Origin of the sequence: Nocardia rhizosphaerihabitans (assembly GCF_014646295.1) — a bacterium.
Classification (GTDB): domain Bacteria; phylum Actinomycetota; class Actinomycetes; order Mycobacteriales; family Mycobacteriaceae; genus Nocardia; species Nocardia rhizosphaerihabitans.
Genome location: NZ_BMNE01000004.1, coordinates 449928 through 473764 on the forward strand (window position 1 = coordinate 449928; position 23837 = coordinate 473764).

The window sequence follows — 23837 nt, forward strand, 5'->3', positions numbered from 1 at the left end:
GTCGATCGGAGGGAACGGGCGTGACCCGGGCCAGCAGGGCGTCCGGCGCCCGGGCCCGGCAGCGCGGAAAGTCGCTGCCGCAACTGTTGTCCGTCGCCGTGGAATCCAACCCGGGCGGCCTCGCGCTGTCCTGGGACGACGGCGTGTCCGCACCGGTGCGCTGGACCTATGCCGAGCTCGACGAGCGCGCCAACCGGCTGGCCCGGCTGCTGATCGCGCGCGGTGTCGGTCCCGAGGACATCGTTGCCCTGGGTATCCCGCGCTCGCCGGAGTCGGTGCTAGCCATGTGGGCGATCACCAAGACCGGCGCCGCCTTCCTGCCTGTCGACCCGAACTACCCGCCCGCGCGGGTCTCGCACATGCTCGCCGATTCCGGCGCGGTGCTCGGTCTCGCGGTCGGCGCCGCGCTGGACCGGCTGCCCGGCACCGTCGACTGGCTGTGCCTCGACGATCCGGCCGTGCGCCGCGCCGCCGAGGAGCAGCCCGGCGACCCGGTGACCTTCGCCGACCGGGTGCGCCCGCTGCGGCTGACCCACCCGGCCTACATCACCTACACCTCGGGCTCCACCGGCCTGCCCAAGGGCGTCGTGGTGACCCACGCGGGCCTGGCCGGATTCTGCGCCGAACAGCGCGCGCTCTACGGCATCGAGCACACCTCGCGGACCTTGCACTTCGCCTCGCCCTCATTCGACGGCGCCGTGCTCGAACTGCTGATGGCGGTCGGCGCCGCGGCGACCATGGTGATCGCGCCCGCCGGGATCTTCGGCGGGCCCGAGCTAGCCGAGGTGCTGCGCCGCGAGTCGGTGACGCACATGTTCATCACCGCCGCCGCGCTCGCCTCGGTGGACCCGGCCGGGCTGGACGACCTGGTCGTGGTCGCCAGCGGCGGCGAGGACGTCCCGCCCGCTATGGTCCGCCGCTGGGCCACCGAATTGCCCTCGGGCACACGGCATTTCCACAACGGCTATGGGCCGACCGAGACCACCATCATGACCAACATCAGCGCCGCGCTGGTGCCGGGCGCGGCCGTGAACTTCGGCCCGCCGCTGCGCGGGGTCACCGAATACGTGCTCGACGAACGCCTGGTCCGGGTGCCGGACGGGATGATCGGCGAGCTGTACATCGCGGGCAACGAGCTGGCCCGCGGCTATCACGGGCGACCGGCGCTGACGGCATCCCGTTTCGTCACCGACCCGTTCGATCCCGCCGGTGGACGCATGTACCGCACGGGCGACCTGGTGCGCAGGCGCACCGACGGTGCGGTCGAGTTCGTCGGCCGCAACGACTTCCAGGTGAAGGTCCGTGGTTTCCGGATCGAGCTCGGCGAGATCGACACCGTGCTCACCGCGCACGACAGTGTCGACTTCGCCGTGACCGTCGGCCACGATCTCGACAACGGCACAACGATTCTCGCCGCCTACGTGCACGCGATGCCGGGCGCGACGATCGACCTCGACCAGCTGCTCGCGCACGCCAAGGCGGGGCTGCCCGCGCACATGGTGCCGACCGCGCTGACCGTGCTCGACACCATCCCGCTGACCCCCGTCGGCAAGCTCGACCGGGCCGCGCTGCCCGCACCGTCCTTGCGCGCCAAGGAGTTCCGTGCGCCGTCGGGGGCGATGGAGGAACTGGTCGCGTACATCTTCACCGAGCTGCTCGCGCCGGAGCGTCCGGTCGGCGCCGACGACGACTTCTTCGCCCTCGGCGGCAACTCGCTGCTGGCCACCCAGGCCGCGGCCCGGCTCGGCGCCGAGCTGTCGGCGCGGGTGCCCGCCGGCCATGTCTTCGAGAGTCCGACGGTCGCGGGCCTTGCCCTGCTGCTCGAACCGCTCAAGGGCGCGGGCGGGCACGCCCCGCTGACGCGCCGCGAGCGACCCGCGCTGATCCCGCTCTCGCCCGCGCAGCGGCGGATGTGGTTCCTCAACCAGTTCGATCCGAACTCCACCGCCGAGACCATCCCGTTCGCGCTGCGGCTGGCAGGCCCGTTCGACGCGCGCGCCCTGCACGCCGCGCTGACCGACCTGGTGCACCGGCACGAATCCCTGCGCACCTACTACCCGGTCTACGACGGCGGAGCGCCCGACGGCCCGGTGGCCGACGGCGTCGGCCACCAGGTGGTGCTGCCGATCGCCGACGCGGTGCCCGATGTGCTGGTCGACTCGCTCACCGAGGACGAATTGCCGCTGTGGCTGGGCGAATTCGCCGCCACCGGCTTCGACGTCGCCGCGGGCGTTCCGCTGCGGGTGGCGCTGGCCGAACTCGGCCCGCGTGACCACGTGCTCGCGGTGGCGCTGCACCACATCACCGCCGACGGCGCTTCTGTCGCGCCCCTGCTGCGTGACCTGCTCGGCGCCTACCTCGCGCGCCGCAACCGGTCGCGGCCGAGCTGGCAGCCGCTGCCGGTGCAGTACACCGACTACACGCTGTGGCACCGGGAACTGCTCGGCAGCGAGGACGACCCGAATTCGCTCGCCGCCGCGCAGATCGCGCACTGGCGCGAGGCGCTGGCCGGGCTGCCCGACCGGCTCGACCTGCCCACCGATCGCCCGCGCCCGCCGGTGTTCACCGGCCGCGGCGCCGAATTCGGCTTCCAGATCCCCGCGTCGGTCCACGCCGCGATCGCCGCACTGGCCCAGCGCAGCGGCGCTTCGGAGTTCATGGTCGTGCACGCCGCGTTCGCGGTGCTGCTCGGCAGGCTCGCGCACACCGACGACATCGCCATCGGGACCCCCGTCGCCGGGCGCGGCGCGCGCGAACTCGACGACCTGATCGGCATGTTCGTCAACACCCTGGTGCTGCGCTCGCGGATCGACCAGCGGGCCAGCTTCGCCGAGCTGCTGCGCGAGACCAAGCGCGCCGACCTGGCCGCCTTCGGCAATGCCGACCTGCCGTTCGAGCGTCTGGTCGAACTCCTCGACCCGGTCCGATCGCAGGCCCACCACCCGCTGTTCCAGGTCGCGCTGTTCTTCCAGAACCTGGATCTGCCGAACCTGCGGCTGCCCGGCCTCGACGCGACGCCGGTCGAATTCGACGGCGTGGTGGCACGTTTCGACCTCCAGCTGACCATCGTGCCCGGCGCCGACCCGACCGAGCCGATGGCCGCGTCCTTCAACTACGCCACCGATCTGTTCGACGCCGAGTCGATCGAGACGCTGGCCGCTCGCTTCACCCACCTGCTCGACGCGGTGGCCGCCGACGCCGATGTGGCGATCGCCGATATCGACCTGCTCACCCAGGCCGAGCGGGAACAGTCCCTGGTCGCCTGGAACGGGACCGGTCATCCGGTGGCGCCGGAGCTGATGCTGGACGCGTATCGCCGTGCGGTTCAGGCACATCCGGGCGCCACCGCGCTCGTCTACGAGGGCACCGAACTGACCTATCGGCAGTTCGACGAGCGGGTCAATGCGCTGGCCCGGCTGCTGATCCAGGCCGGTGTCGGACCGGAAGGGCTTGTCGGCCTGGCGATTCGACGTTCGCCGGAACTCGTCGTCGCCATGTACGCGGTGCTCACCGCGGGTGGCGCGTACGTGCCGCTGGACCCGGATCATCCGGCCGAGCGCATCGCCTACATCCTCGATACCGCTCGCCCGGCCGCCGTCGTGAGCACCGAGGTGATGGCGGTGCCGGCGGGCACCGAGCTGCTGTTGCTCGACGAGCTCGACACCCGGGGTGTGCCCGTCGATGCGGTGCGTCCGGCGGAGCTGCGCGCGCCGCTGCGTGCCGATCACCCGGCCTACGTCATCTTCACCTCCGGTTCCACCGGCAAGCCCAAGGGCGTCGCGATCTCGCACGCGGCCATCCACAACCAGCTGGTGTGGATGCTGGCGAAATACCCGCTGGCCCTGGGTGATGTGTATCTGCAGAAGACCGCGACGACCTTCGATGTGTCACTGTGGGGCTATTTCATGCCGCTGCGCGTCGGCGCGACGCTGGTGCTCGCCACCCCGGACGGGCATCGTGATCCGGCGTATCTGATCGATCTGATCGATCGGCACAGGGTGACCGTCACCGATTTCGTGCCGTCGATGCTCACGGTGTTCGCGGCCCAGGCTGCATCTGATGCGGCGCCGGGCTCGATGCCGTCGCTGCGCGAGGTGTTCGTCATCGGCGAGGCACTGCCGCCGGAGACCGTCGACGCCATGGCCGCGGTCAGCTCGGCCCGGCTGCACAATCTCTACGGCCCCACCGAGGCCGCTGTCTCGGTGACCTACTGGCCTGCCCGCGCGGGCGAGCGCACGGTGCCGATCGGCCTGCCGCAGTGGAATACCCGTGTCTACGTGCTGGATTCGCGGCTGCGACCGGTGCCGCCCGGTATCGCGGGTGAGCTCTATCTCGCGGGCGATCAGCTCGCGCGCGGCTATGTCGCGCGGCCGGGTCTGACCGCCGACCGCTTCGTCGCCGATCCGTTCGACGCGGGCAAGCGGATGTACCGCACCGGCGATCTCGTGGTGTGGCGCCGTCCCACCACGACCGCGCCGCATCGCCTGGACTACCTGGGCCGCATCGACTTCCAGGTGAAGTTCCGCGGTCAGCGGATCGAGCTCGGGGAGATCGAGACCGCGCTGTTGGCGCACGAATCCGTCAGCCAGGCAGTCGCGTTGGTGGCTTCGACCGAACTCGGTGACCAGCTCGTCGCCTATGTCGTGCCGAGCCCCGGCCATGCGGCGGAGCCGGACCGGCTCCAGGCGTTCGCCTCGAAAACCCTGCCCGCCTATATGGTTCCGGCCGCGGTCACCGTGCTCGACGCGTTGCCGCTGAACTCCAGCGGCAAGCTCGATCGCAAGGCGCTGCCCGCACCGCACTTCACCGCGCGTGCCTTCCGTGCCCCGGGCACCGAGCGGGAGCGATTGGTCGCGGCACTGTTCGGAGAAGTGCTCGGCCGCAGCGACATCGGCGCCGACGACGACTTCTTCGCCCTCGGCGGCAACTCGCTGATCGCCACCAAGCTGGTCGCCCGCCTCGGCGCGGCCACCGGCGGCCGGGTCGCCGTGCGCACCCTGTTCGAGACCCCGACCGTCGCGGGCCTCGCCGCCGCGCTCGATCCCGACGCCGACACGATCTCCACCAGTGGACTCGGCACACTGGACCGCCCGGCCGAGCTGCCGCTCTCGCCCGCCCAGCGGCGCATGTGGTTCCTCAACCGGTTCGACCAGGGCTTCGGTGGCGACGGCGCCGCCGCCTACAACCTCCCGTTCGCGCTGCGCCTGACCGGCAGCCTGGACGTGGCCGCCCTCGGCGCCGCACTGCGCGACGTGCTGGCCAGGCACGAAGTGCTGCGCACGATCTACCCCGACACCGGTGACGGGCCGATCCAGCAGGTGCTGCCGGTGGAGCGGGTCGACCTGGATGTGTCGGTACACCGCGTCGCGGGGGAGTTCGTCGAGCAGATCACGGCGCTCGCCGCGACCGCGTTCGATGTGACCACCGAGGTCCCGCTCCGGGTTCGGCTGTTCGACATCACCGGCGCCGGGCCCGACGCGCCCACCGAGTATGTGCTGGCCGTCGTGGTGCACCACATTGCCGCCGACGCCTCGTCGATGCCGCCGTTGGTGCGCGATATGACCACCGCCTACCTGGCGCGTACCGAAGGCCATGCACCCGGCTGGGCCACCCTGCCGGTGCAGTACGCCGACTATGCGCTGTGGCAATTGGACCGGCTCGGCGACGAGACCGACACCGATTCCGCTGCCGCCAAGCAGATCTCGTTCTGGCGCGACGAATTGTCCGGACTGCCGGATCTGTTGGAACTGCCCGCCGATCGCCCGCGTCCCGCCGTTGCCTCGCTGTCCGGCGGCCGGGTGCCCGTGCGGGTCGACGCGGCCACCCACGCCGGGCTCGCCCGGATCGCGCAGGACAGTGGCGCCACGGTGTTCATGGTGCTGCACACCGCCTTTGCCGTGCTGCTGGCCCGGTTGGCCGCTGCTGCCGATGTGGCTGTCGGCACCCCGGTCGCCGGTCGCGGTGAACGCGAACTCGACGACCTGATCGGCATGTTCGTCAACACCGTCGTGCTGCGTACCCGCTACGACGGCAATGCCGCCTTCACCGATCTCCTTGCCGCCCAGCGCGCGAGCGACCTGGCCGCGTTCGCCGCCGCCGACGTGCCGTTCGAGCGGCTTGTCGAGGTGCTCGATCCGCCGCGCTCCACAGCACGACATCCGCTGTTCCAGGTGGGCCTGTCCTTCCAGAACGTGGATCGCGCCGCGCTGGAACTGCCGGGCCTGCGGATCGCGCCGGTGTCGGCGGAACTGGCTGTCTCACAGTTCGATCTGCATCTGATCGTCGGTGACGGCTACGACGCCGACGGTGCGCCGACCGGCATCGAGGGCTTCTTCACCTACGCCACCGACCTGTTCGACGCGGCCACTGTGGAAGCGTTCGCCGATCGGCTCACGCTGCTGCTGGACGCGGTGGTGCGCGAGCCCGGTGTGGTCGTCGGTGATGTCGACCTGCGTACCGTCGCCGAACGGGCCGCCGAGATCACCACCGGTGCCGCGGATCTCTCCGCTCCCGGTGGCACGCTGGCCGGCCTCCCGTCGCTGGCCCGCCCCGAGTCCGTCGCGCTGGTCGCCGACCTGCCCGAGGGACGCCTCGAACTCACCTACGCCGAGTTCGAGGCGCGGGTGAACCGCCTTGCCCGCCACCTGATCTCGCTGGGCGTCGGCCCGGAATCCCTCGTAGCGCTCGCGCTGCCGCGCTCGATCGACCTCGTCGTCGCCATGTTCGCGGTGACCCGATCCGGCGGCGCGTACGTGCCGATCGATCCGGACCAGCCCGCCGACCGCACCGACTACATCCTCGGCACGGCCGCACCGATCTGCGTGCTCAGCAACGGTTTCCGCACCGATGCCGCACCGGTGGTCCGGGTGGATCATCCGGTGCTCCGGTCCGTCGACCCGGCACCGGTCACCGACTCGGACCGCCGCGCGCCCCTGCGCCCGGAGAACACGGCCTACGTCATCTTCACCTCCGGCTCCACCGGCCGCCCCAAGGGCGTCGCCGTGCCGCACTCCGCCGTGGTCAACCAGTTGCAGTGGCTGCGTGGCGAATTCGGCACCGACGCCACCGACGTGTTCCTGCTCAAGACCCCGGCCACCTTCGACCTGTCGGTCTGGGAGTTCTGGTCCGCGGCGGTCTGCGGCGGTCGCCTGGTGATCGCCGCCCCCGACGGACACCGCGACCCCGCCTACCTGGACGCGCTCATCGCCGACGCCGGGGTCACCACGCTGACCGCGGTGCCGTCGCTGCTGGACGCGCTGTCCGGCTACTGGGAGGCAGGCCACCAGTCGGCGACGCGCACCGTCGAGCAGTCGCTGAGGCGCATTCTCGCCATCGGCGAGGCACTACCAGCCCCGCTCGCCCAGCGCCTGCTGACCGCGCTGCCCGACACCAGGATCGACAACCTGTACGGCCCCACCGAGGCCGCCGTCTCGATCACCGACCACCGGGTCACCACCGCCGACGTGCTGACCGTGCCCATCGGCACCCCCGAATGGAACTGCCGCGTCTACGTCCTCGACGAGCGCCTGCGCCCCGTCGCCCCTGGCGTGCGGGGCGAGCTGTATCTCGCCGGCGTCCAGCTGGCCCGCGGCTACCTGCGCAAGGCCGCACTCACCGCCGAACGCTTCATCGCCGACCCCTTCGAACCGGGCGCCCGCATGTACCGCACCGGCGACCTGGTCGCCCGCAACGGCGACGGCACCCTGAACTACCTGGGCCGCACCGACTTCCAGGTGAAGGTCCGTGGTTTCCGGGTCGAGCCGGGCGAGGTCGAAGTCGCCCTGCTCGGACTGCCGGAGGTCACGCAAGCCGCAGTGCTCGCGCGCACCGATCCGCACTTCGGGGATCGGCTCGTCGCCTACCTCGCCGGTGCGGAACTCGATGCGGCGCAGGTGAAGTCCGCGCTGCGTGACAAGCTGCCCGCCTACCTGGTTCCGGATGTGTTCGTCGTGCTCGACGAACTGCCGCGCACGGTCAACGGCAAGCTGGACCGGGCCGCGCTGCCCGCGCCGGTCTTCGAGGCCGCCGCGTTCCGGGCGCCCGCGACACCGACCGAACAGCTCGTCGCCGGGGTCTACGCCGAGATCCTCGGTGTCGACGCGGTCGGCGCCGACGACGACTTCTTCGCGCTCGGCGGCAACTCCCTCCTCGCCACCAGGGCAGCCGCCCGCATCGGCGCCGCACTGGACCGGGCAGTCGGCGTCCGCCTGCTCTTCGAGGCACCGACGGTCTCCGACCTCGCCCTGCGCGTGCACCGGTCCGACGAACTCGCCGCGCTGCCGCCGATGGCAGGCCCGCGCCCGGAACGACTGCCGCTGTCGCTGGCCCAGCAGCGGATGTGGCTGCTCAACCAGCTCGATCCCGACGCCACGGTCTACAACATCCCCGCCGCGATCCGCCTCACCGGCGCGCTGGACCTGGCCGCCCTCAGCGTCGCCGTGGGCGATCTGTTCGCCCGGCACGAAGTCCTGCGCACCCGCTACCCGGTGCTCGACGGCGCTGGTTCTGAATCCGAACCGGTGCAGGAGATCGTCGCGCCCGGTGCGGTGCACATCGACCTGACGCCGGTGCCGGTCACCGCTGACGAGCTCACGGACGAGGTGCGCCGCACGGTCGCCGCCGGGTTCGACGTCACCACGGCACCACCGGTGCGGTTGCGGCTGCTGCGTCTCGGTGCAGACGACCACGTGCTGGTGTTCGTCGCCCATCACATCGCCGCCGACGGGTTCTCGATGGGCCCGCTCACCCGTGACCTGGTCCTGGCTTACACAGCCCGCACCGAGGGCGCGGAACCCGCCTGGTCGCCGTTGCCGCTCCAGTACGCGGATTACGCGGTGTGGCAACGGGAATCGCTCGGCGACGAAGCCGATCCCGCCTCCACGGCTGCCGCGCAGCTGGCGTACTGGACCGCGGAACTCGAGGGGCTGCCCGAGGAGATCGCGCTGCCCGCCGACCGGCCGCGCCCGCCGGTGCAGTCCTTCGCCGGCGCCGTCAGCACCGTCGAGATCGACGCGACGCTGCACGCGGACCTGGCCGGGCTCGCCCGCGCCGAGGGCGTCACCGTGTTCATGGTCGTGCAGGCCGCGCTGGCGGTGCTACTGGCCCGCACCAGCGGCACCGACGACGTCGCGATCGGCACCCCGATCGCGGGCCGTGGTGCCCGTGAGCTCGACGATCTCGTCGGCATGTTCGTCAACACCCTGGTGTTGCGCAGCCGGATCGCCGAGGCCGAGCCGTTCACCGCGCTACTGCGCCAGACCCGCGACACCGACCTGCGGGCCTTCGCGCACGCCGATGTCCCGTTCGAGCGGGTCGTCGAGGCCGTGCAGCCGGCCAGGTCGGCGGGCAGACATCCGCTGTTCCAGGTGGCGCTGTCGTTCGAGAACCTCGCCCCGGTCGCGTTCGAACTGCCCGGCATCGGGGTGAGCGCGCTGGACGCCCGCACCGCCGAAGCCAAGTTCGACCTGCTGCTCACCGTGCGCGAACGGCCGGACCACGGCGGCATGCACGCCGAATTCACCTATGCCACAGACCTGTTCGACGAGTCGACGGTGCAGGCCTTCGGTGCGCGGTTCACCCGTGTGCTCGCCGAACTGGTCGCCGATCCGGAGATCGCGGTGGGTGATGTCGACCTGCTCGACGACGCCGAGTTCACCGCGCAGACCACCTTCGCGGGCCCGCCCGCCGAACCCGAACGCACGCTGTCGCAGCTGATGGACGCCGCCGTGCGCGCCAACCCGACGGGTGTCGCCGTGCGCGGCGACGGCCGTGGCTTCACCTACACCCAGCTCGACGCGGCGGCCAATCAGCTGGCCCGCGGTCTCATCGCCCGCGGGGCAGGGCCGGAAGTCGCTGTCGCCGTGGCGATCCGGCGTTCGGTCGAATCGGTGCTGGCGGTCTGGGCGATCGCCCGCACCGGCGCGCTGATCGTGCCGATCGATCCCGGCTACCCGGCCGAGCGGATCAGCCACATGGTCGCGGACTCGGGCGCGCTCTTCGGCATCACCCTCACCGCCGAACTCACCGGGCTGCCAACCCTGCCCGGCGACGGCGGCTGGGTCGTGCTCGACGATCGGGAATTCATGGGCGAGGTCGCGGGATTCGCCTCGGTCGGCCTGCGCGAGATCGAGCTGCGCGCCCAGCCGCGCACCGGCACCGGCGCGTACATGATCTACACCTCCGGCTCGACGGGTCTGCCCAAGGGCGTCGTCGTCACCCATGCCGGCCTTGCCAACTTCTGCGCCGAGCAGAAACAGCGCTACGGGCTCGATTCCGACACGCGCGCACTGGCTTTCGCCTCGCCGTCGTTCGACGCGTCCATGCTCGAGCTGCTGCTGGCGCTCGGCGGCGCGGGCACGCTCGTGGTGGCGCCCGCCGGATCGGTCGGCGGGACCGAGCTCGCCGAGCTCATCCGGTCCGAAGGCGTGACACACACCTTCCTCACACCCGCGGTCCTCGCCACGCTCGACCCGGACGGTGTGCCGGACCTGCGCGCGCTGGTCGTCGGCGGCGAGCACGTGCCGGACGATCTCGTCGCACGCTGGAACACCCTGCCGCAGCGCAAGTTCCACAACGGCTACGGCCCCACCGAGACCACCATCATGACATGCATCAGCGACCCGCTGGAGCCGGGCGCGGCAGTGCACATGGGCGGTCCGATCCGTGGCATCCGCGCGCTGGTCCTCGACGAGCGGCTGTGCCCGGTCCCCGAAGGCGTCACCGGCGAGCTGTACCTGGGCGGCATTCAGCTGGCCCGCGGCTACCACCGCCGCTTCGGTCTGACGGCGGCCCGCTTCGTGGCAGATCCCTATGGCCCCGAAGGCGCCCGCCTCTACCGCACCGGCGACCTCGTCCGCCGTCACGGTGACGTCCTGGAGTTCGTGGGCCGCAACGATTTCCAGGTGAAGATCCGCGGCCTGCGGATCGAACTCGGCGAGATCGACGCCGTCCTGGCCGCCGCACCCGGCGTCTCCTGGGTCACCACCCTCGGCCGCGACAACGGCGCCGGCGCGACCATGCTGGTGTCCTACGTTCTCGCCGAACCGGGGGAGCGGCTCGACCCGGCCGAACTCACCGCGCTGGCCGCGCGGGTACTGCCCGACTACATGGTGCCCGCCGCGATCGTCGTCCTCGACGAACTCCCGCTGACCCCCGTCGGCAAACTGGACCGGCGCGCACTGCCGGACCCGGTCACCGCTCGCAGCGAGCACCGGCCGCCGCGCACCGCGGCCGAACGCGTCGTCGCCCGGGTGATCGGCGAGGTCCTCGGCCACGACCGGGTCGGCCTCGACGACGACTTCTTCGCCCTCGGTGGCGACAGCATCACCGCCATCCAGGTGGTCTCCCGGGCCGCGGCGGCAGGCGTGGTGCTGCGCCCGCGCGATCTGTTCGACGCTCGCACCGTCGGTGCGCTCGCCGAGCGCGCCGACGTCACTCTCGACGCGGGCACACGGCCCGCCGCTCTGCCGCTGACCGCCACCGCGGCCCAGCTGATCGAGTCGGGGGAGAGCGCGGTCGAACCCCGGGCGGTGCTGCTCGACGTGCCCGCGGACTGTTCCGACGAGGCGGTCGCCGACGTCGCCCACGCCGTGATGAACCAGCATCCGATGCTGTGGGCGGTACTCGACCGCTCCGGTGCCACACCGGTTTTGGTGATTCCCTCGCAGGATGAGCGGACCGGCGACGCTTTCCGCAAACTGGACGCCACCGATGGTGAGTCCTCGCTGCCGGTCGACGATATCGTCGCTGCGGCCGCCGCGGCGCTCGATCCGGACGAGGGCCGCAATATCCACTTCGTGCTCACCGGCAACGGCGAGAGCGGTTCCACCCTGGTCGTGGTCGCCAATGCCCTCGTCCTGGACGAGGCGTCGTGGCGTACGGTCGTCGACCAGCTGACCACCGCCTGGAGCCGCGGCCGCCACGCCGCCCCCGCCGCCCCCGATGCCGGGCTCGGCGACCTCGTGCGCAGGCTCGCCGACTACCCGTCCTCGGCCCGCGCCCGCACCGAACGCGAGTACTGGCATCGCGCGATCCGTTCCAGGGCAGCCGAATCCGCCGATCTGCGCCAGCGCAACCGGGTCTCGCTGAGCATCACCGGCGAGGGCACCGCAGCTGTCAGCACGGTCGCCGAGGCCTACCGCGCCACGGTCGACGAGGTGCTGCTCACCGCCGCCGCGCTCGCCCTGTCCACCGCGGCCGACTCCGCCGTCGCGCGGGCGATCGGCACCGTGGTCCGGCTGCGCGCCGACCAGCGCGTGCTCGGCAGGCCCGACGCGGAGAACGTCGTCGGCGGGTTCACCACCGACTACCCGCTGGCGCTGCGCCTCGAGGGTGTCGACATCGCCGACGCGCTCGTCGGCGGTCCGGCCGCCGGTATCGCGCTGGCCCAGATCAAGGAACAGCGCAGGACGGTGCCCGCGCACGGTGCCGGCTTCGGTCTGCTGCGCTACCTCGACGTCGAGGCCGCCGACAGTGTGCGCGCACTCGACCGCGGCCGGTTCGCGGTGCGCTTCCGCGATCTGCGTCCGGCCAAGGTGCACACCGACGGCACCGCCGACGACCTGGCCCTCGCGCTCACCGTCGATGCCACCGACGACGGCATGGTCGCCCGCTTCGACTACGCCACCGCGGTACTCACCGCCGACGCGGTCAAGACCTTCGCCGAACACTGGATCCGCGCGCTCGGTGGTCTGGCCGAACACGGATTGCGCCCCGGCGCAGGCGGATTCACCCCGTCGGACTTCCCGCTGGTGCGCCTGGGCCAGACCGAACTCGGCCGGCTCGCCCGGCGCTACCCGCTGCTCAGCGACGTGTGGCCGGTGACGCCGTTGCAGTCCGGCATGCTGTTCCACGCGCTGCTCGCGGAGAACTCGGTCGATCCCTACATCACCCAGTTCGTCCTCGACCTGGACCCGGCCGTCGACGCCGAGCGACTGCACCGCGCCGCGCAGACGGTGCTCGACCGGCACGACAACCTGCGCGTCGCCTTCGCCACCGATGCCGCGGGCACCCCGCTGCAGGTGGTGCTCGACGACATCGACGTGCCGTGGCAGGTCATCGACGCCGACGCCGCGTCCTACCAGCGGATCAAGGCTGCCGACGTCGCCGCGCACTTCGACATGGCCGTCGCGCCCCTGCTGCGCTTCACCCTGGTGCGCACACCGGACACCGCGCACCTGCTGGTCACCAGCCATCACATCCTGATCGACGGCTGGTCGACCCCGCTGCTGCTGCAGGAACTGCTCACCGCCTACGCGGTCGGTCCGCGCACCCGGCGCCTGCCCAAGCCCGCGCCGTATCGCGACTACCTGGCCTGGCTGGTCGAACAGGATCCCGAGGCCGCGCGCCAGGCCTGGCGGTCCGCGCTCACCGGTCTCGCCGAGCCGACTCCGCTGGCCCCGGTCGACCAGGGTCGCGAGATCGCCACGGGAACAGGCGAAACCGGTTTCGCGCTGTCGCAGGCCGACACCGCCGCGCTGAGCGAACTCGCCGCGGGCCTCGGCGTCACGGTGAACACCGTGGTCCAGGCCGCGTGGGCCGTGCTCATCGCGCGCCTGGTCGACCGCGACGACGTCGTGTTCGGCGCCACCGTCTCCGGCAGGCCCGCCGCGCTCGACGGCGTGGAACGCATGGTCGGCCTGTTCCTCAACGCCATCCCGGTCCGGGTGCGGGTGCGGCCCGGCGACACCGTCGCCGAACTGCTGCGCAAGCTGCAGGACGATCAGGCCGCGCTGCTCGATCACCACTACCTCGGGCTCGGCGAGATCCAGGAGATCGCGGGCATCGAGGCCCTGTTCGACTCGCTGGTCGTGTTCGAGTCGTTCCCGGTCGACCGGGAGGGCCTCGCCCAGGCCGCCACCGGATCGGCCGCCGTCACCGGAATGGACGCCACCAACGGCACCCATTACCCGCTGACCGTGCAGGTCGTGGCCGACGGACAACTGCGCGTCTCGGTGAAGTACCTGCGCGACGTGTTCGGCGAGGACACCGCGACCGCGCTGGCGCGACGCTTCTCGATGCTGCTGGCCCGCTTCACCAGGTCGCCGCACGCGCGGATCGCCGAGATCGACGTGCTGCTCGCCGAGGAACGCGCGACCCTGTCCGCGGTCAATGCCACCGACGCGCCGGAGCTGCTCGACGAGTCGACCCTGCTGTCCCTGTTCGACGCGCAGGTGATGAAGTCGCCCGAGGCCGTCGCGCTCGTCGACGGCGACACCGCGCTCACCTACGGCGAATTCGATGCCAGGGTCCGTGCGCTTGCCGCCGCGCTGCGCGCCGAGGGCGCGGGTCCCGAGGCGCTGGTCGCGGTCGCGATGCGGCGCGGCATCGACCTGGTGACCGCGATCTACGCGGTGCTGCGCACCGGCGCCGCCTACGTGCCGGTCGACCCGGATCATCCGGCCGAGCGCACCGAGCGGGTGCTGGTCGCGGCCGCTCCCGTCTGCGTGCTCACCACCGGCGGCACCGGATTCACCACCGCCGCAGCCGTTCCCGTCGTCGAGATCGACAACCTGGGTACGGCCGCGCCGGTGCCGATGGCCGTGCCGCAGCCGGACAACCTGGCCTACGTCATCCATACGTCCGGCTCCACCGGCACGCCCAAGGGCGTCATGCTCACCCACCGTCAGCTGGTCGCCCAGTTCCGCTGGGCGCAGCGCACCTACCCGCACGGTCCCGGCGACGTGGTGCTGCACAAGACACCGGTCACCTTCGACATCTCCACCTGGGAGCTGTTGTGGCCGTTGCAGACCGGCGCGACCGTGGTGATCGCCGAACCCGACGGCCACCGCGATCCGGCCTACCTGGCCCGGGTGCTCGCCGAACGTGCCGTCACCACGGTGCATTTCGTGCCGTCCATGCTCGACGCCTTCCTCGCCGACGGCCGCGACGCCGAGTTCCCCGCGCTGCGCAGGGTATTCGCCGCCGGTGAGGCGCTGTCGGCCTCGACCGCACGGCGGTTCGCGCAGGCGCTGCCCGGTGTCGAGCTGATCAACTGGTACGGCCCGGCCGAGGCGACCGTCGTCACCGCGGCGCAGGCCGAAGCCGGTGCCGTCGTGAGCATTCCGATCGGCGCGCCCGTCGCCAACACCCGCGTGCACGTGCTCGATCGTCAGCTGCGGCCGGTACCGCCCGGCACCGCGGGCGAGCTGTATCTGGAAGGCGTGCAGCTGGCGCGCGGCTACCTCGGCGCACCCGCGCTGACCGCCGAGCGGTTCGTGGCCCATCCCGGTGGCGGCAGGCTCTACCGCACCGGCGACGTGGTCCGCTGGACCGCCGAACAGGAGCTGGAGTACCTGGGGCGCAGCGACTTCCAGGTGAAGCTGCGTGGTCAGCGGATCGAGCTCGGTGAGGTCGAGGCCGTGCTGCGCGACCACCCGGATGTCCGGCACGCCGCCGTCGCTCTCGTCCACGGCCCGACCGGTGACCGGCTCGTCGGCTATGTGGTGCCTGCCGAGCACGGAAAGCCGGAGACTCCCGCCGCCGGTTACTCGATCGAGAGCAGCAACGGCCTCGACGAGACGGCCCTGCTCGCCCATGCCCGCGCGGCGCTGCCGTCGTACATGGTGCCCTCGACCCTGGTGACGCTGAAGTCGCTGCCGCTCAACGCGAGCGGCAAGCTCGACCGTAACGCGCTGCCGGTGCCCGCGGTCACCACCCGCCCCTACCGGCCGCCGACGACGCCGCTGCAGCGCGCGGTCGCCGAGGTGTACGCGGAGGTGCTCGGCGCGGGGAAGGTCGGCCTCGACGACGACTTCTTCGAGCTCGGCGGTAACTCGCTGGTTGCCACCAAGGCGATCAGCAGGCTGCGGACCAGGGTTGGCGCCGAGGTGCGGGTGCAGTGGTTCTTCACCGATGCCACGGTCGCCGCGCTGGCCGCCCGCATCGACGCCACCCAGTCCGGCGCCGGCGACTACGACCTCGAATCCGACGACGCCCTCGGCGTGCTGCTGCCCATCCGCAACCGGGTGCCGCACGGCACCGAAGCGGGCGGCCCGCTGTTCTGCGTGCACCCGATGTACGGCCTGTCCTGGTGTTATGCCGGTCTGGCCCAGTACATTCCGGCGCGGCGGCCGATCTTCGGCCTGCAGTCGCCCGCGCTGAGCGAGGCGGGCTACCTGCCCGGCACGCTCACCGAGATGGCTCGCCGCTATGTCGCCGAGATCAGGGCCGAGCAGCCGCACGGTCCGTACCGGCTGATGGGCTGGTCGCTGGGCGGTGTGCTCGCGCACGCCGTCGCCACCGAGCTGCAGGCGGCGGGGGAGCGGGTCTCGCTGCTGGCGATGCTCGACTCGCACCCCGACATCGACGTTCCCGATTTCCACACCGCGGTCCGCGACGCGCTCGCCGAACTCGGCGTCGACCTGGGCGCGGCACTGCCCGCCGCGGGCGTGCGCGAGCTCAGCGAGGACGGGCTGGCCGCGCTGCACGCGATCATCCCGGCCAACATGGCCGTGCTCACCCCGGAACGGGTGCGCCGGATCTACCGCAGCGCGGTGCGCTCGGCCGAGCTGATCGCCGAGCACCGGCCCGCGGTGTTCCGGGGCAGGCTGGAGTACTTCAGCGCGCTCGGACACGAAACGGCGGCGCGGAATTGGGCGCCGTATGTCGACGGCGAAGTGCGCGATCGGCCGGTCGCGGTGGTGCATGATCAGATGACCTCACCGCAAGCGCTGGCCGAAATCGGGCCGCGCCTGGCGGAGCTGCTCGATGCGGGTGACCGGGAAGCCGGGGCCCGATGACATCGGTGTGGCTGGTGAGGCATGATGTGACCGCGCTGTTGTAACGATTCCTACTGTTGTAGCGGCCTGGTAACCCGTAGGGTTCTGGCGTGGTGCAACCCATTCGAAACGAAGCGAAGGTGCGAAATTGATTCGTCGGCACTCCCGGCGTCGTGGCTCCCGTGCCGCGGCGATGATCGCGGCGACCGCAGTGGCCGCCGGACTGATGTCCGGCCTCGGCGCGAGCCCGGCCTCGGCTGACCCGATCATCGATTCCAAAACCCTGCTCGCCAATCCCGTTTCCGAGGACGGCTCCAAGATCGTCAAGGCCGAGGTGAAGGACTCGCGCAGCCTGCGGTTGCACGTGTACTCCGCGGCCATGGACCAGAACATCATCGTCGATGTGCAACGTCCGGCCGACGCCTCCGTCCCGCGCCCCACCCTGTACCTGCTCAACGGTGCCGGTGGCGGCGAGGACACCGCGTCCTGGGTCGCCAAGACCGACGCGCTGGAGTTCCTCTCCGACAAGAACGTCAACGTCATCCAGCCGATCGGCGGCGCCTGGAGCTACTACACCGACTGGATCAAGGATGACCCGGTCGTCGGCCGCAACAAGTGGAAGACCTTCTTCACCGAGGAGCTTCCCCCGCTGATCGACGGTGCGCTCGGCACCAACGGCGTGAACGCCATCGCGGGCCTGTCCACCTCGGGCACCACCGTGCTTGCGCTGCCGATCGCCAAGCCCGGCCTGTACAAGGCGGCCGCCGCCTACAGCGGGTGCGCGCAGACCAGCGACCCGGTCGGCTCCGAGTTCGTCAAGCTCACGGTCGAGACCTGGGGCGGCGGCGACACCATGAACATGTGGGGTCCGCAGGGCTCGGCGGAGTGGGTCGCGAACGACCCGTACGTCAATGCCGAGGGTCTGCGCGGTGTCGATCTCTACGTCTCCACCGGCAACGGTCTGCCCGGCCCGTACGACACTCTCAACGGTCCGCACGCTCTGCCCGGCCCCTACGGCCTGGCCAACCAGATCATCATCGGTGGCGTCATCGAGGCGGGCACCAACTTCTGCACGCACAACCTGGCCAACCGGCTGCAGGAACTGGGCATCCCGGCGACCTTCAACTTCCGTCCCAACGGCACCCACTCGTGGGGCTACTGGCAGGACGAGCTGAAGCTGTCGTGGCCGGTCCTGGCTCGCGGCCTCGGCCTGTAAGGTCTTCGCGTTCGACGAAGCCGCCCCGGTGTCGCCGGGGCGGCTTTCGTTTGCCGGACTGCCTCTCGACGTTTGCGAATTGTGGTTAACTTAGGTTGACTGGTCCGGCGCTGCCGACAGCCGTCTACAGCCCTGGTTCGCGGAATGGAAGTGAGTGCATGGTCGCCGATCGCAGTGAGGCCGAACACGCCTGCGAGCCGACCACCGCACCGGCGCGGGTCGTTCGCCGCAGGCCCAAGGACCGCAAGATGCAGATCATGCGGGCCGCGGCCCGTGCGTTCAGCGCGCGCGGCTACTACCCGGTCGGCGTCGACGAGATCGCGGCCGAGGTCGGCATCTCCGGTCCTGCCTTGTACCGCCACTTCGCCAACAAGTACGCCCTGCTGGTCGCCGCCGCCGAGGAAGGCGCGCGGAGCCTACGTGACGTGGCCAAAGCCGCCGACGACCCGGCGCTGAGCGCGGAGGCCAGGCTCGACGCGCTGCTCACCGCCGTCGCCGAGCACAATATCGACATCCGCCGTGAGGCCGGGCTGTATCGCTGGGAACGCCGCTACCTCGAACGCGAGGACCGGGTGCGCATCCGCGCGTTCTACCGTGAGCTGGAGGCGATGGTCGCCGCGCCGATCGCCGAACTGCGGCCCGAGGCGAGCGCCGACGACGTCACCCTGCTCGCGGTCGGCGCGCTGAGTTCGCTGGCCAGTATCGCCGCGCACCGCACCACCCTCTCGCACGCGCGGATGCTCGCCGTGCAGCGGGACATGGCCTGGGCGATCGTGCGCGCCGAGCTGCCGCCCGCACCGGCCGAGGCCGAACCGGACAAACAGAACCGTGGCCTGCCGGTGACCTCGAAACGCGAACAGCTGCTCACCGAGGCGATCCGGATCTTCGGCCGCAACGGCTACCACGAATCGGGCATCGAGGAGATCGGCGCCGCCGTCGGCATCAACGCCTCCAGCGTCTACCGGCACTTCGACAGCAAGGCCGACCTGCTCGCCGCCGCTTTCCACCGCACCGGCGACCGCCTGGCCGTCGCGATCGGCGAAGCGCTGGCCGAGGCCGAGAGCCGCGCCGACGCCGCCCGCCGCATCGCCGACCGCTACGCCCGCCTCACCTTCGCGACCCCGGAGATCATGCCGGTCTACTACGCGGAATTCAGCAACCTCCCGCAGGCCGAGCAGCACCGGCTGCGCGCCATCCAGCGCCAGAACATCCTCGAGTGGGCCAACCTGCTCGACGACGACCCGATCGAAGCGCGCTTCCGCGTGCACGCCGCGATCGGCCAGATCATCGACGTCGGCCGGCTGCTGCGCTTCGACTCGCGCCCCGAACAACTCGCCCGCCTCGGCGCACTCACCGGCGCCGTCCTGCTCGGCGGGCAGGCCAGGCCGGAACCGAACGACCGCTAGCGGCCGTGGCGGAGCCGGAACAGGGCCTTCGCCGCGTGCAGATGGCCGGGATGACGGTCGAAGGTCGATAGTCGGATCGGGGCACGATAGCGCCTGCGCGCGATCGACATCGTGCGGCTGAATTCGCGCAGGCCCTGCTGGCCGTGGCTGTGGCCCTGCCCGTACTCGCCGACGCCGCCGAACGGCAGGGCCGGGATGCCGGTGAAGGCGGTCGACGAATTCACCGTCACGACACCGACTCTCAGCTGTTCGGCGATGAACTCGGCGCTGGGGATATCGCGGGTGAACACGGTGACCGCGATGCCGTTGCCCGCCGCGTTCACCCTGGTCACCGCGTCGGCGAGGTCGGCGACGCGGTTCACCACCAGGACCGGGCCGATGCCCTCGCCGGTGATCGCGATGCTCTCCTCGGGCACCTCCGCCAGCACGATCGGCTCCACATAGGGGTCGCGGAAGGAATCGAGACCGCCGAGGACCGCGTGCCCGCCGCGGGCGATGGCATCGCGGACCTGCTTGCGCACCACGTCGACCTGGGCGGCATTGATCATCGGTCCGTAGGCGGCGCGATTGTCGGCGCCCGGCCGCAGTTTCGCGGCCCGGTCGGCCACCCTGGCCAGGAAGTCGTCGAACACCGAATCGGCGACATAACAGCGCTGGATGCCCGAGGCGTTCTGGCCCGCGTTGGCCATCGCACCGAAGACCGCGGCCTCGGCCGCCGCGTCGAGGACGGCGTCGACGTGCACGATCATGCTGCCCTTGCCGCTGTTTTCCACCACGACCGGCGTGAGCGTCTGCGCGCACAGGGCGATCACCTCGCGCCCGCCCGCTTCCGGACCGGCGTAGGCGATCTTGTCGACCTTGGCCCTGCACAGCGCGGTGGCGGTGCGCGCGTCACCGGTGACCGCTTGCAGCACCGGCTGATCGGGCGCCACCGCCGACCAGCTCTCGGCCAGCCAGGTGCCGACGCCGGTGGTCAGCTCGTGCGGGTTGAACACCACCGCGTTGCCCGCTGCCATGGCGTAGGCGATCGAGCTCATCGGCGTGAAGACCGGGTTGTTCCAGGCACCGAGCACACCGACCACGCCCAGCGGCAGATAACCCACCGAGGCATGCTGATTGCGGGTGAACCAGCCCGTGGCCAATCGTTTCCGGCCCAGCGTGCCCTCGGCATTGCGGGCGGCCCAGTCCAGATTCTCCACCGCCAGCATCACTTCCAGCGTGGCGTCGGCCTCCGGCTTGCCGGTCTCGTTGCGCAGGACTTCCACCAATTCGCCGGCGTGCCTGGCGATATGGCCGCGCCAGTCCAGCAGTAAGCGCTTGCGGGCGCCGAATCCCAGTTCGCCCCACCAGTTCTGGGTGGCGCGGGCCGTGCGCACCGCGCGGGTGACCTCGGCCTGCCCGTTGACCGGGTACTGCGCGAGCTTTTCGCCGGTGCGCGGGTCGAACGACGTCAGCACGTCGAATCGCCCCGTCGGCGCGGCGGCGCCTGCCGGTGCTGAGTCGCCCATTGTCACCTCTCACGAGATCGAACACGCCCGCGCGCGGGCCGGTGAGACGAGTGTTTCCCCGCCGTCAGCGTATGGGCGCGGAGGGCGAGCCGACAAGGTCATCGCACTGCCCTTCTACTGCCTCCGTGAGCAAGACCACAGCGACCACGTCACCGGCCTGGTCCGCGCAGTCCGGACCGGGAAAACCTGCGGACCGGTAACATCGCGCCGAACGGTATGGATCACTTACCGGGAAGCAAATTCCGCGTGCGCTCGTCCGATCATGGGCGCCGCACCCGGCCGATGGTGGAGAGTTGATGCCGAGTTCGATCTCAGTGGATTCGCCCGCAGGTGGCGTCGCGTCGCGCGGCGGTGAGCCCGCGGTGCTGGTGTCCGACGTGCGCAAGTCCTTCGGCGATGTGCACGCGTTGCAGGGCATCAGTTTCCAGGCCGAAAAGGCCAGCGTGCTGGGCATCCTCGGCCCCAACGGCGCCGGGAAGACCACCACGGTCAAGATCCTGTCGACACTGCTGCGCCCCGACTCCGGGACCGCGGTCGTCGCCGGGCACGACGTGCTCACCGACAGCGCGGCCGTGCGCCGGTCTATCATGATGACCGGCCAGTACGCCGCCCTCGACGAGAACCTCTCCGGCCGGGAGAACCTCGAGCTGTTCGGCAGGCTGATGGGCCTGGCCAAATCGGCGGCCCGCAAACGCGCAGACACCCTGCTCGAGGAGTTCGACCTGGTCAGCGCGGGCAAGCGCGCCGTGCGCAACTACTCCGGTGGTATGCGCCGCCGCGTCGACATCGCCTGCGGGCTGGTCGTGCGGCCCGAGGTCGTGTTCCTCGACGAGCCGACCACCGGTCTGGACCCGCGCAGCCGTCAGGGCGTGTGGGACCTGGTCACCGCGCTCAAGAACCAGGGCATCACCGTGCTGCTGACCACGCAGTACCTCGAAGAGGCCGACGTGCTCAGCGACAACATCATCGTCATCGACAAGGGCACCGTCATCGCCGAAGGCACCGCCGACCAGCTCAAGGCGCGCACCGGCGGCAGCTTCTGCGAGATCGTGCCGCTCGACGTCAGCCGGATCCCGGCGACCGTCAAGGCCCTCGGTGACCTGGTCCCCGCCGCCGTCGCCGCCGAGGTCGACGGTGCCGACAAGCTCTCCATCCCGGCGCCCGAAGGCGCGGCCACCCTGGCCGAGGCGCTGCGCAGGCTCGACAACGCGGGCATCGACCTGGCCGACATCGCGCTGCGCAGGCCGTCGCTCGACGACGTGTTCCTGTCGATCACCGGCCATACGGGCGGCCACTAGTGAGCGTGTCCTCTGTCGAGGCGAACACGCTGTTCGCCGAACTCCCCGCGGTGCGCCCGAGCAGTTTCGCGCAATGGCGGGCGCTGACCGGTCGCATCGTGCGCACGATGGCGACCAAGGGCGAGCTGGTCGTCGCCTGTCTCACCCCTCTGGTGGTCACGGTCGCCTTCTTCCTGCCGCTGCGGTACGTGATGAAGGTCCAGGGCATCGACTACGCGCAGTACGTGATGCCGATCGTCGTGCTGCAGACGATGGCGATGACGATGATGTCGAACGCGCAGCTGGCGGCGTTCGAGGCGCTCACCGGTTTGAGTACCAGGCTGCAGACCATGCCGATCGGTTCGCTCGTTCCGCTGATGTCGCGAATCTGCGCCGGGATGGTGCGGTCGGTGGTGTCGCTGATCGCGACGGTCGGCTACGGCTATGTGATCGGCTTCCGGTTCACCGGCGGCTGGCTGCAGGCACTCGCGTTCTGCGGGTTCGCCCTGACGGTCGGCGTGGTGCTGACACTCGGCGCCGACGCGCTGGGCAGCCTCACCAAGAACCCCGAAGCGCTCAGTCAGGCGCTCACCCTGCCGATTCTGATCTTCGGCATGATGTCGACCGGCTTCGTACCAGAGGCCAGTTTCCCGTCCTGGGTGCGGCCGTTCGCGCGCAACCAGCCGATCTCCCAGTTCGCCCAGACCCTCAGCGATATGGCCGCCGGTCACCTCAGCTGGGCCGGGACCTGGGTGTCGCTGGTATGGCTCGGCGCGCTGGCTGTTCTTTTCCTCCCACTGGCGGTGTGGGCGAGTGTGAGGCGATCATGACAACAATGGATACGACCGATCGGATCCAACCGCCCGCGGCCGTCGAGGCGACAGCGGCCGAGTTGCCGGTGGTGCACGCCAAGCCGGAGAACTCGATCTCGGTGTGGTTCACCCACAGCCTCATCCAGTGCAAACGGCTGCTGATGGTGTGGTTGCGCGACCCGTCGACCACCATCCAGACCATCGCCTACCCGGCGGTGACGCTGCTGATGTTCCGCATCGTGCTCGGCGACTCGATCACCGCGGCCACCGGCACGCCGAGCATCTACGGCCAGGCCGCGCTGCTGACCCTGGTCGCGGCCATGACCGGCGCGGTGGTGAGCGCGCTCGGCTTCAAACGCGAGAAGGCGGCCGGCCTGCTCAGCCGGTTCTACACGATGCCGCTGAACCGGGCGTCGTTGCTGACCGGCAGGCTGCTGGCCGAGGCGCTGCGCATCCTGATCACCACGGTGATCGTGCTGCTCGTCGCGGTGCCGCTCGGGTTCCTGTTCATGGAGGACCCGCTGGCCAACATCGCCCTGTTCTGCGTGCCGGTGCTGTTCGGGCTCGGTTTCGCGGTGATGGTGACGGCGCTGGCCACGATCACCGAGGGCGTGATGCTGATCAGCCTGATCAGCATCCTCAACACCCTGCTGATGTTCTTCAACTCCGGCTTCGTCCCGGTCTTCGCGTATCCGACCTGGTTGCAGGGCGTGGTCGCCAACCAGCCGATGAGCTGCGCGATCGACGCGATGAAGGGCCTGTCCTACGGCGGTCCGGTCGCCGAACCGCTGCTGAAGACGGTGGCGTGGACGGTCGGCATGATGGTGGTCTTCGCCTACCCGGCGATCGTCGGCTACAAGAAGGCGGCCGAGTCGTCGTAGGTCCGTCGCGCTGCGAACG

7 protein-coding genes are annotated in these 23837 nt (G+C 70.8%); 6 read left to right on the forward strand and 1 reads right to left on the reverse strand.

Features of this window, described 5'->3' with window-relative positions:
* Nucleotides 1-20: 20 nt before the first annotated feature.
* The 3 genes from IEY60_RS19635 (at nucleotide 21) to IEY60_RS19645 (ending at nucleotide 19340) form a co-directional block, all read left to right on the forward strand.
* Nucleotides 21-16739: a non-ribosomal peptide synthetase gene (locus IEY60_RS19635; RefSeq protein WP_189030354.1), complete on the forward strand. Its 16719-nt coding sequence runs from the start codon at nucleotides 21-23 to the stop codon at nucleotides 16737-16739.
* Nucleotides 16740-16911: 172 nt separating this feature from the next.
* On the forward strand, nucleotides 16912-17934 hold the full coding sequence (locus tag IEY60_RS19640) for an alpha/beta hydrolase (protein ID WP_189031290.1): 1023 nt from the start codon (nucleotides 16912-16914) through the stop codon (nucleotides 17932-17934).
* Between the two features lie 158 nt (nucleotides 17935-18092).
* A complete protein-coding gene (locus IEY60_RS19645) occupies nucleotides 18093-19340 on the forward strand; it encodes a TetR/AcrR family transcriptional regulator (protein WP_189030356.1) in 1248 nt (415 codons plus the stop codon).
* Here IEY60_RS19645 and IEY60_RS19650 read toward each other — a convergent pair.
* The gene (locus IEY60_RS19650) at nucleotides 19337-20848 is read right to left on the reverse strand and encodes an aldehyde dehydrogenase family protein (RefSeq protein ID WP_189030358.1); all 1512 of its coding nucleotides are present in this window, start codon (nucleotides 20846-20848) and stop codon (nucleotides 19337-19339) included. The two genes, IEY60_RS19645 and IEY60_RS19650, sit on opposite strands and share 4 nt — an antisense overlap.
* 296 nt (nucleotides 20849-21144) lie before the next feature.
* Between IEY60_RS19650 and IEY60_RS19655 the strand changes: the two genes are divergently transcribed.
* Genes IEY60_RS19655 through IEY60_RS19665 form a run of 3 tightly spaced genes read left to right on the forward strand, consistent with a single transcriptional unit; the run spans nucleotide 21145 to nucleotide 23818 of the window.
* On the forward strand, nucleotides 21145-22146 hold the full coding sequence (locus tag IEY60_RS19655) for an ATP-binding cassette domain-containing protein (RefSeq protein ID WP_189030360.1): 1002 nt from the start codon (nucleotides 21145-21147) through the stop codon (nucleotides 22144-22146).
* A 5-nt stretch (nucleotides 22147-22151) separates the two neighbouring features.
* Entirely contained in the window at nucleotides 22152-22955 is an 804-nt protein-coding gene (locus IEY60_RS19660) for an ABC transporter permease (RefSeq protein ID WP_229739967.1), read from the forward strand.
* A 5-nt stretch (nucleotides 22956-22960) separates the two neighbouring features.
* Nucleotides 22961-23818 carry an ABC transporter permease gene (locus IEY60_RS19665; RefSeq protein WP_229739968.1) on the forward strand — a complete coding sequence of 286 codons (858 nt, stop codon included), beginning with the start codon at nucleotides 22961-22963 and terminating at the stop codon, nucleotides 23816-23818.
* The last annotated feature ends 19 nt before the right edge of the window (nucleotides 23819-23837 follow it).

Coding starts and splice junctions, on each gene's coding strand:
- IEY60_RS19665 (WP_229739968.1), top strand. CDS start 22,961: ATGGATACGACCGATCGGATCCAACCGCCCGCGGCCGTCGAGGCGACA.
- IEY60_RS19640 (WP_189031290.1), top strand. CDS start 16,912: ATGATCGCGGCGACCGCAGTGGCCGCCGGACTGATGTCCGGCCTCGGC.
- IEY60_RS19645 (WP_189030356.1), top strand. CDS start 18,093: ATGGTCGCCGATCGCAGTGAGGCCGAACACGCCTGCGAGCCGACCACC.
- IEY60_RS19655 (WP_189030360.1), top strand. CDS start 21,145: ATGCCGAGTTCGATCTCAGTGGATTCGCCCGCAGGTGGCGTCGCGTCG.
- IEY60_RS19650 (WP_189030358.1), bottom strand. CDS start 20,848: ATGGGCGACTCAGCACCGGCAGGCGCCGCCGCGCCGACGGGGCGATTC.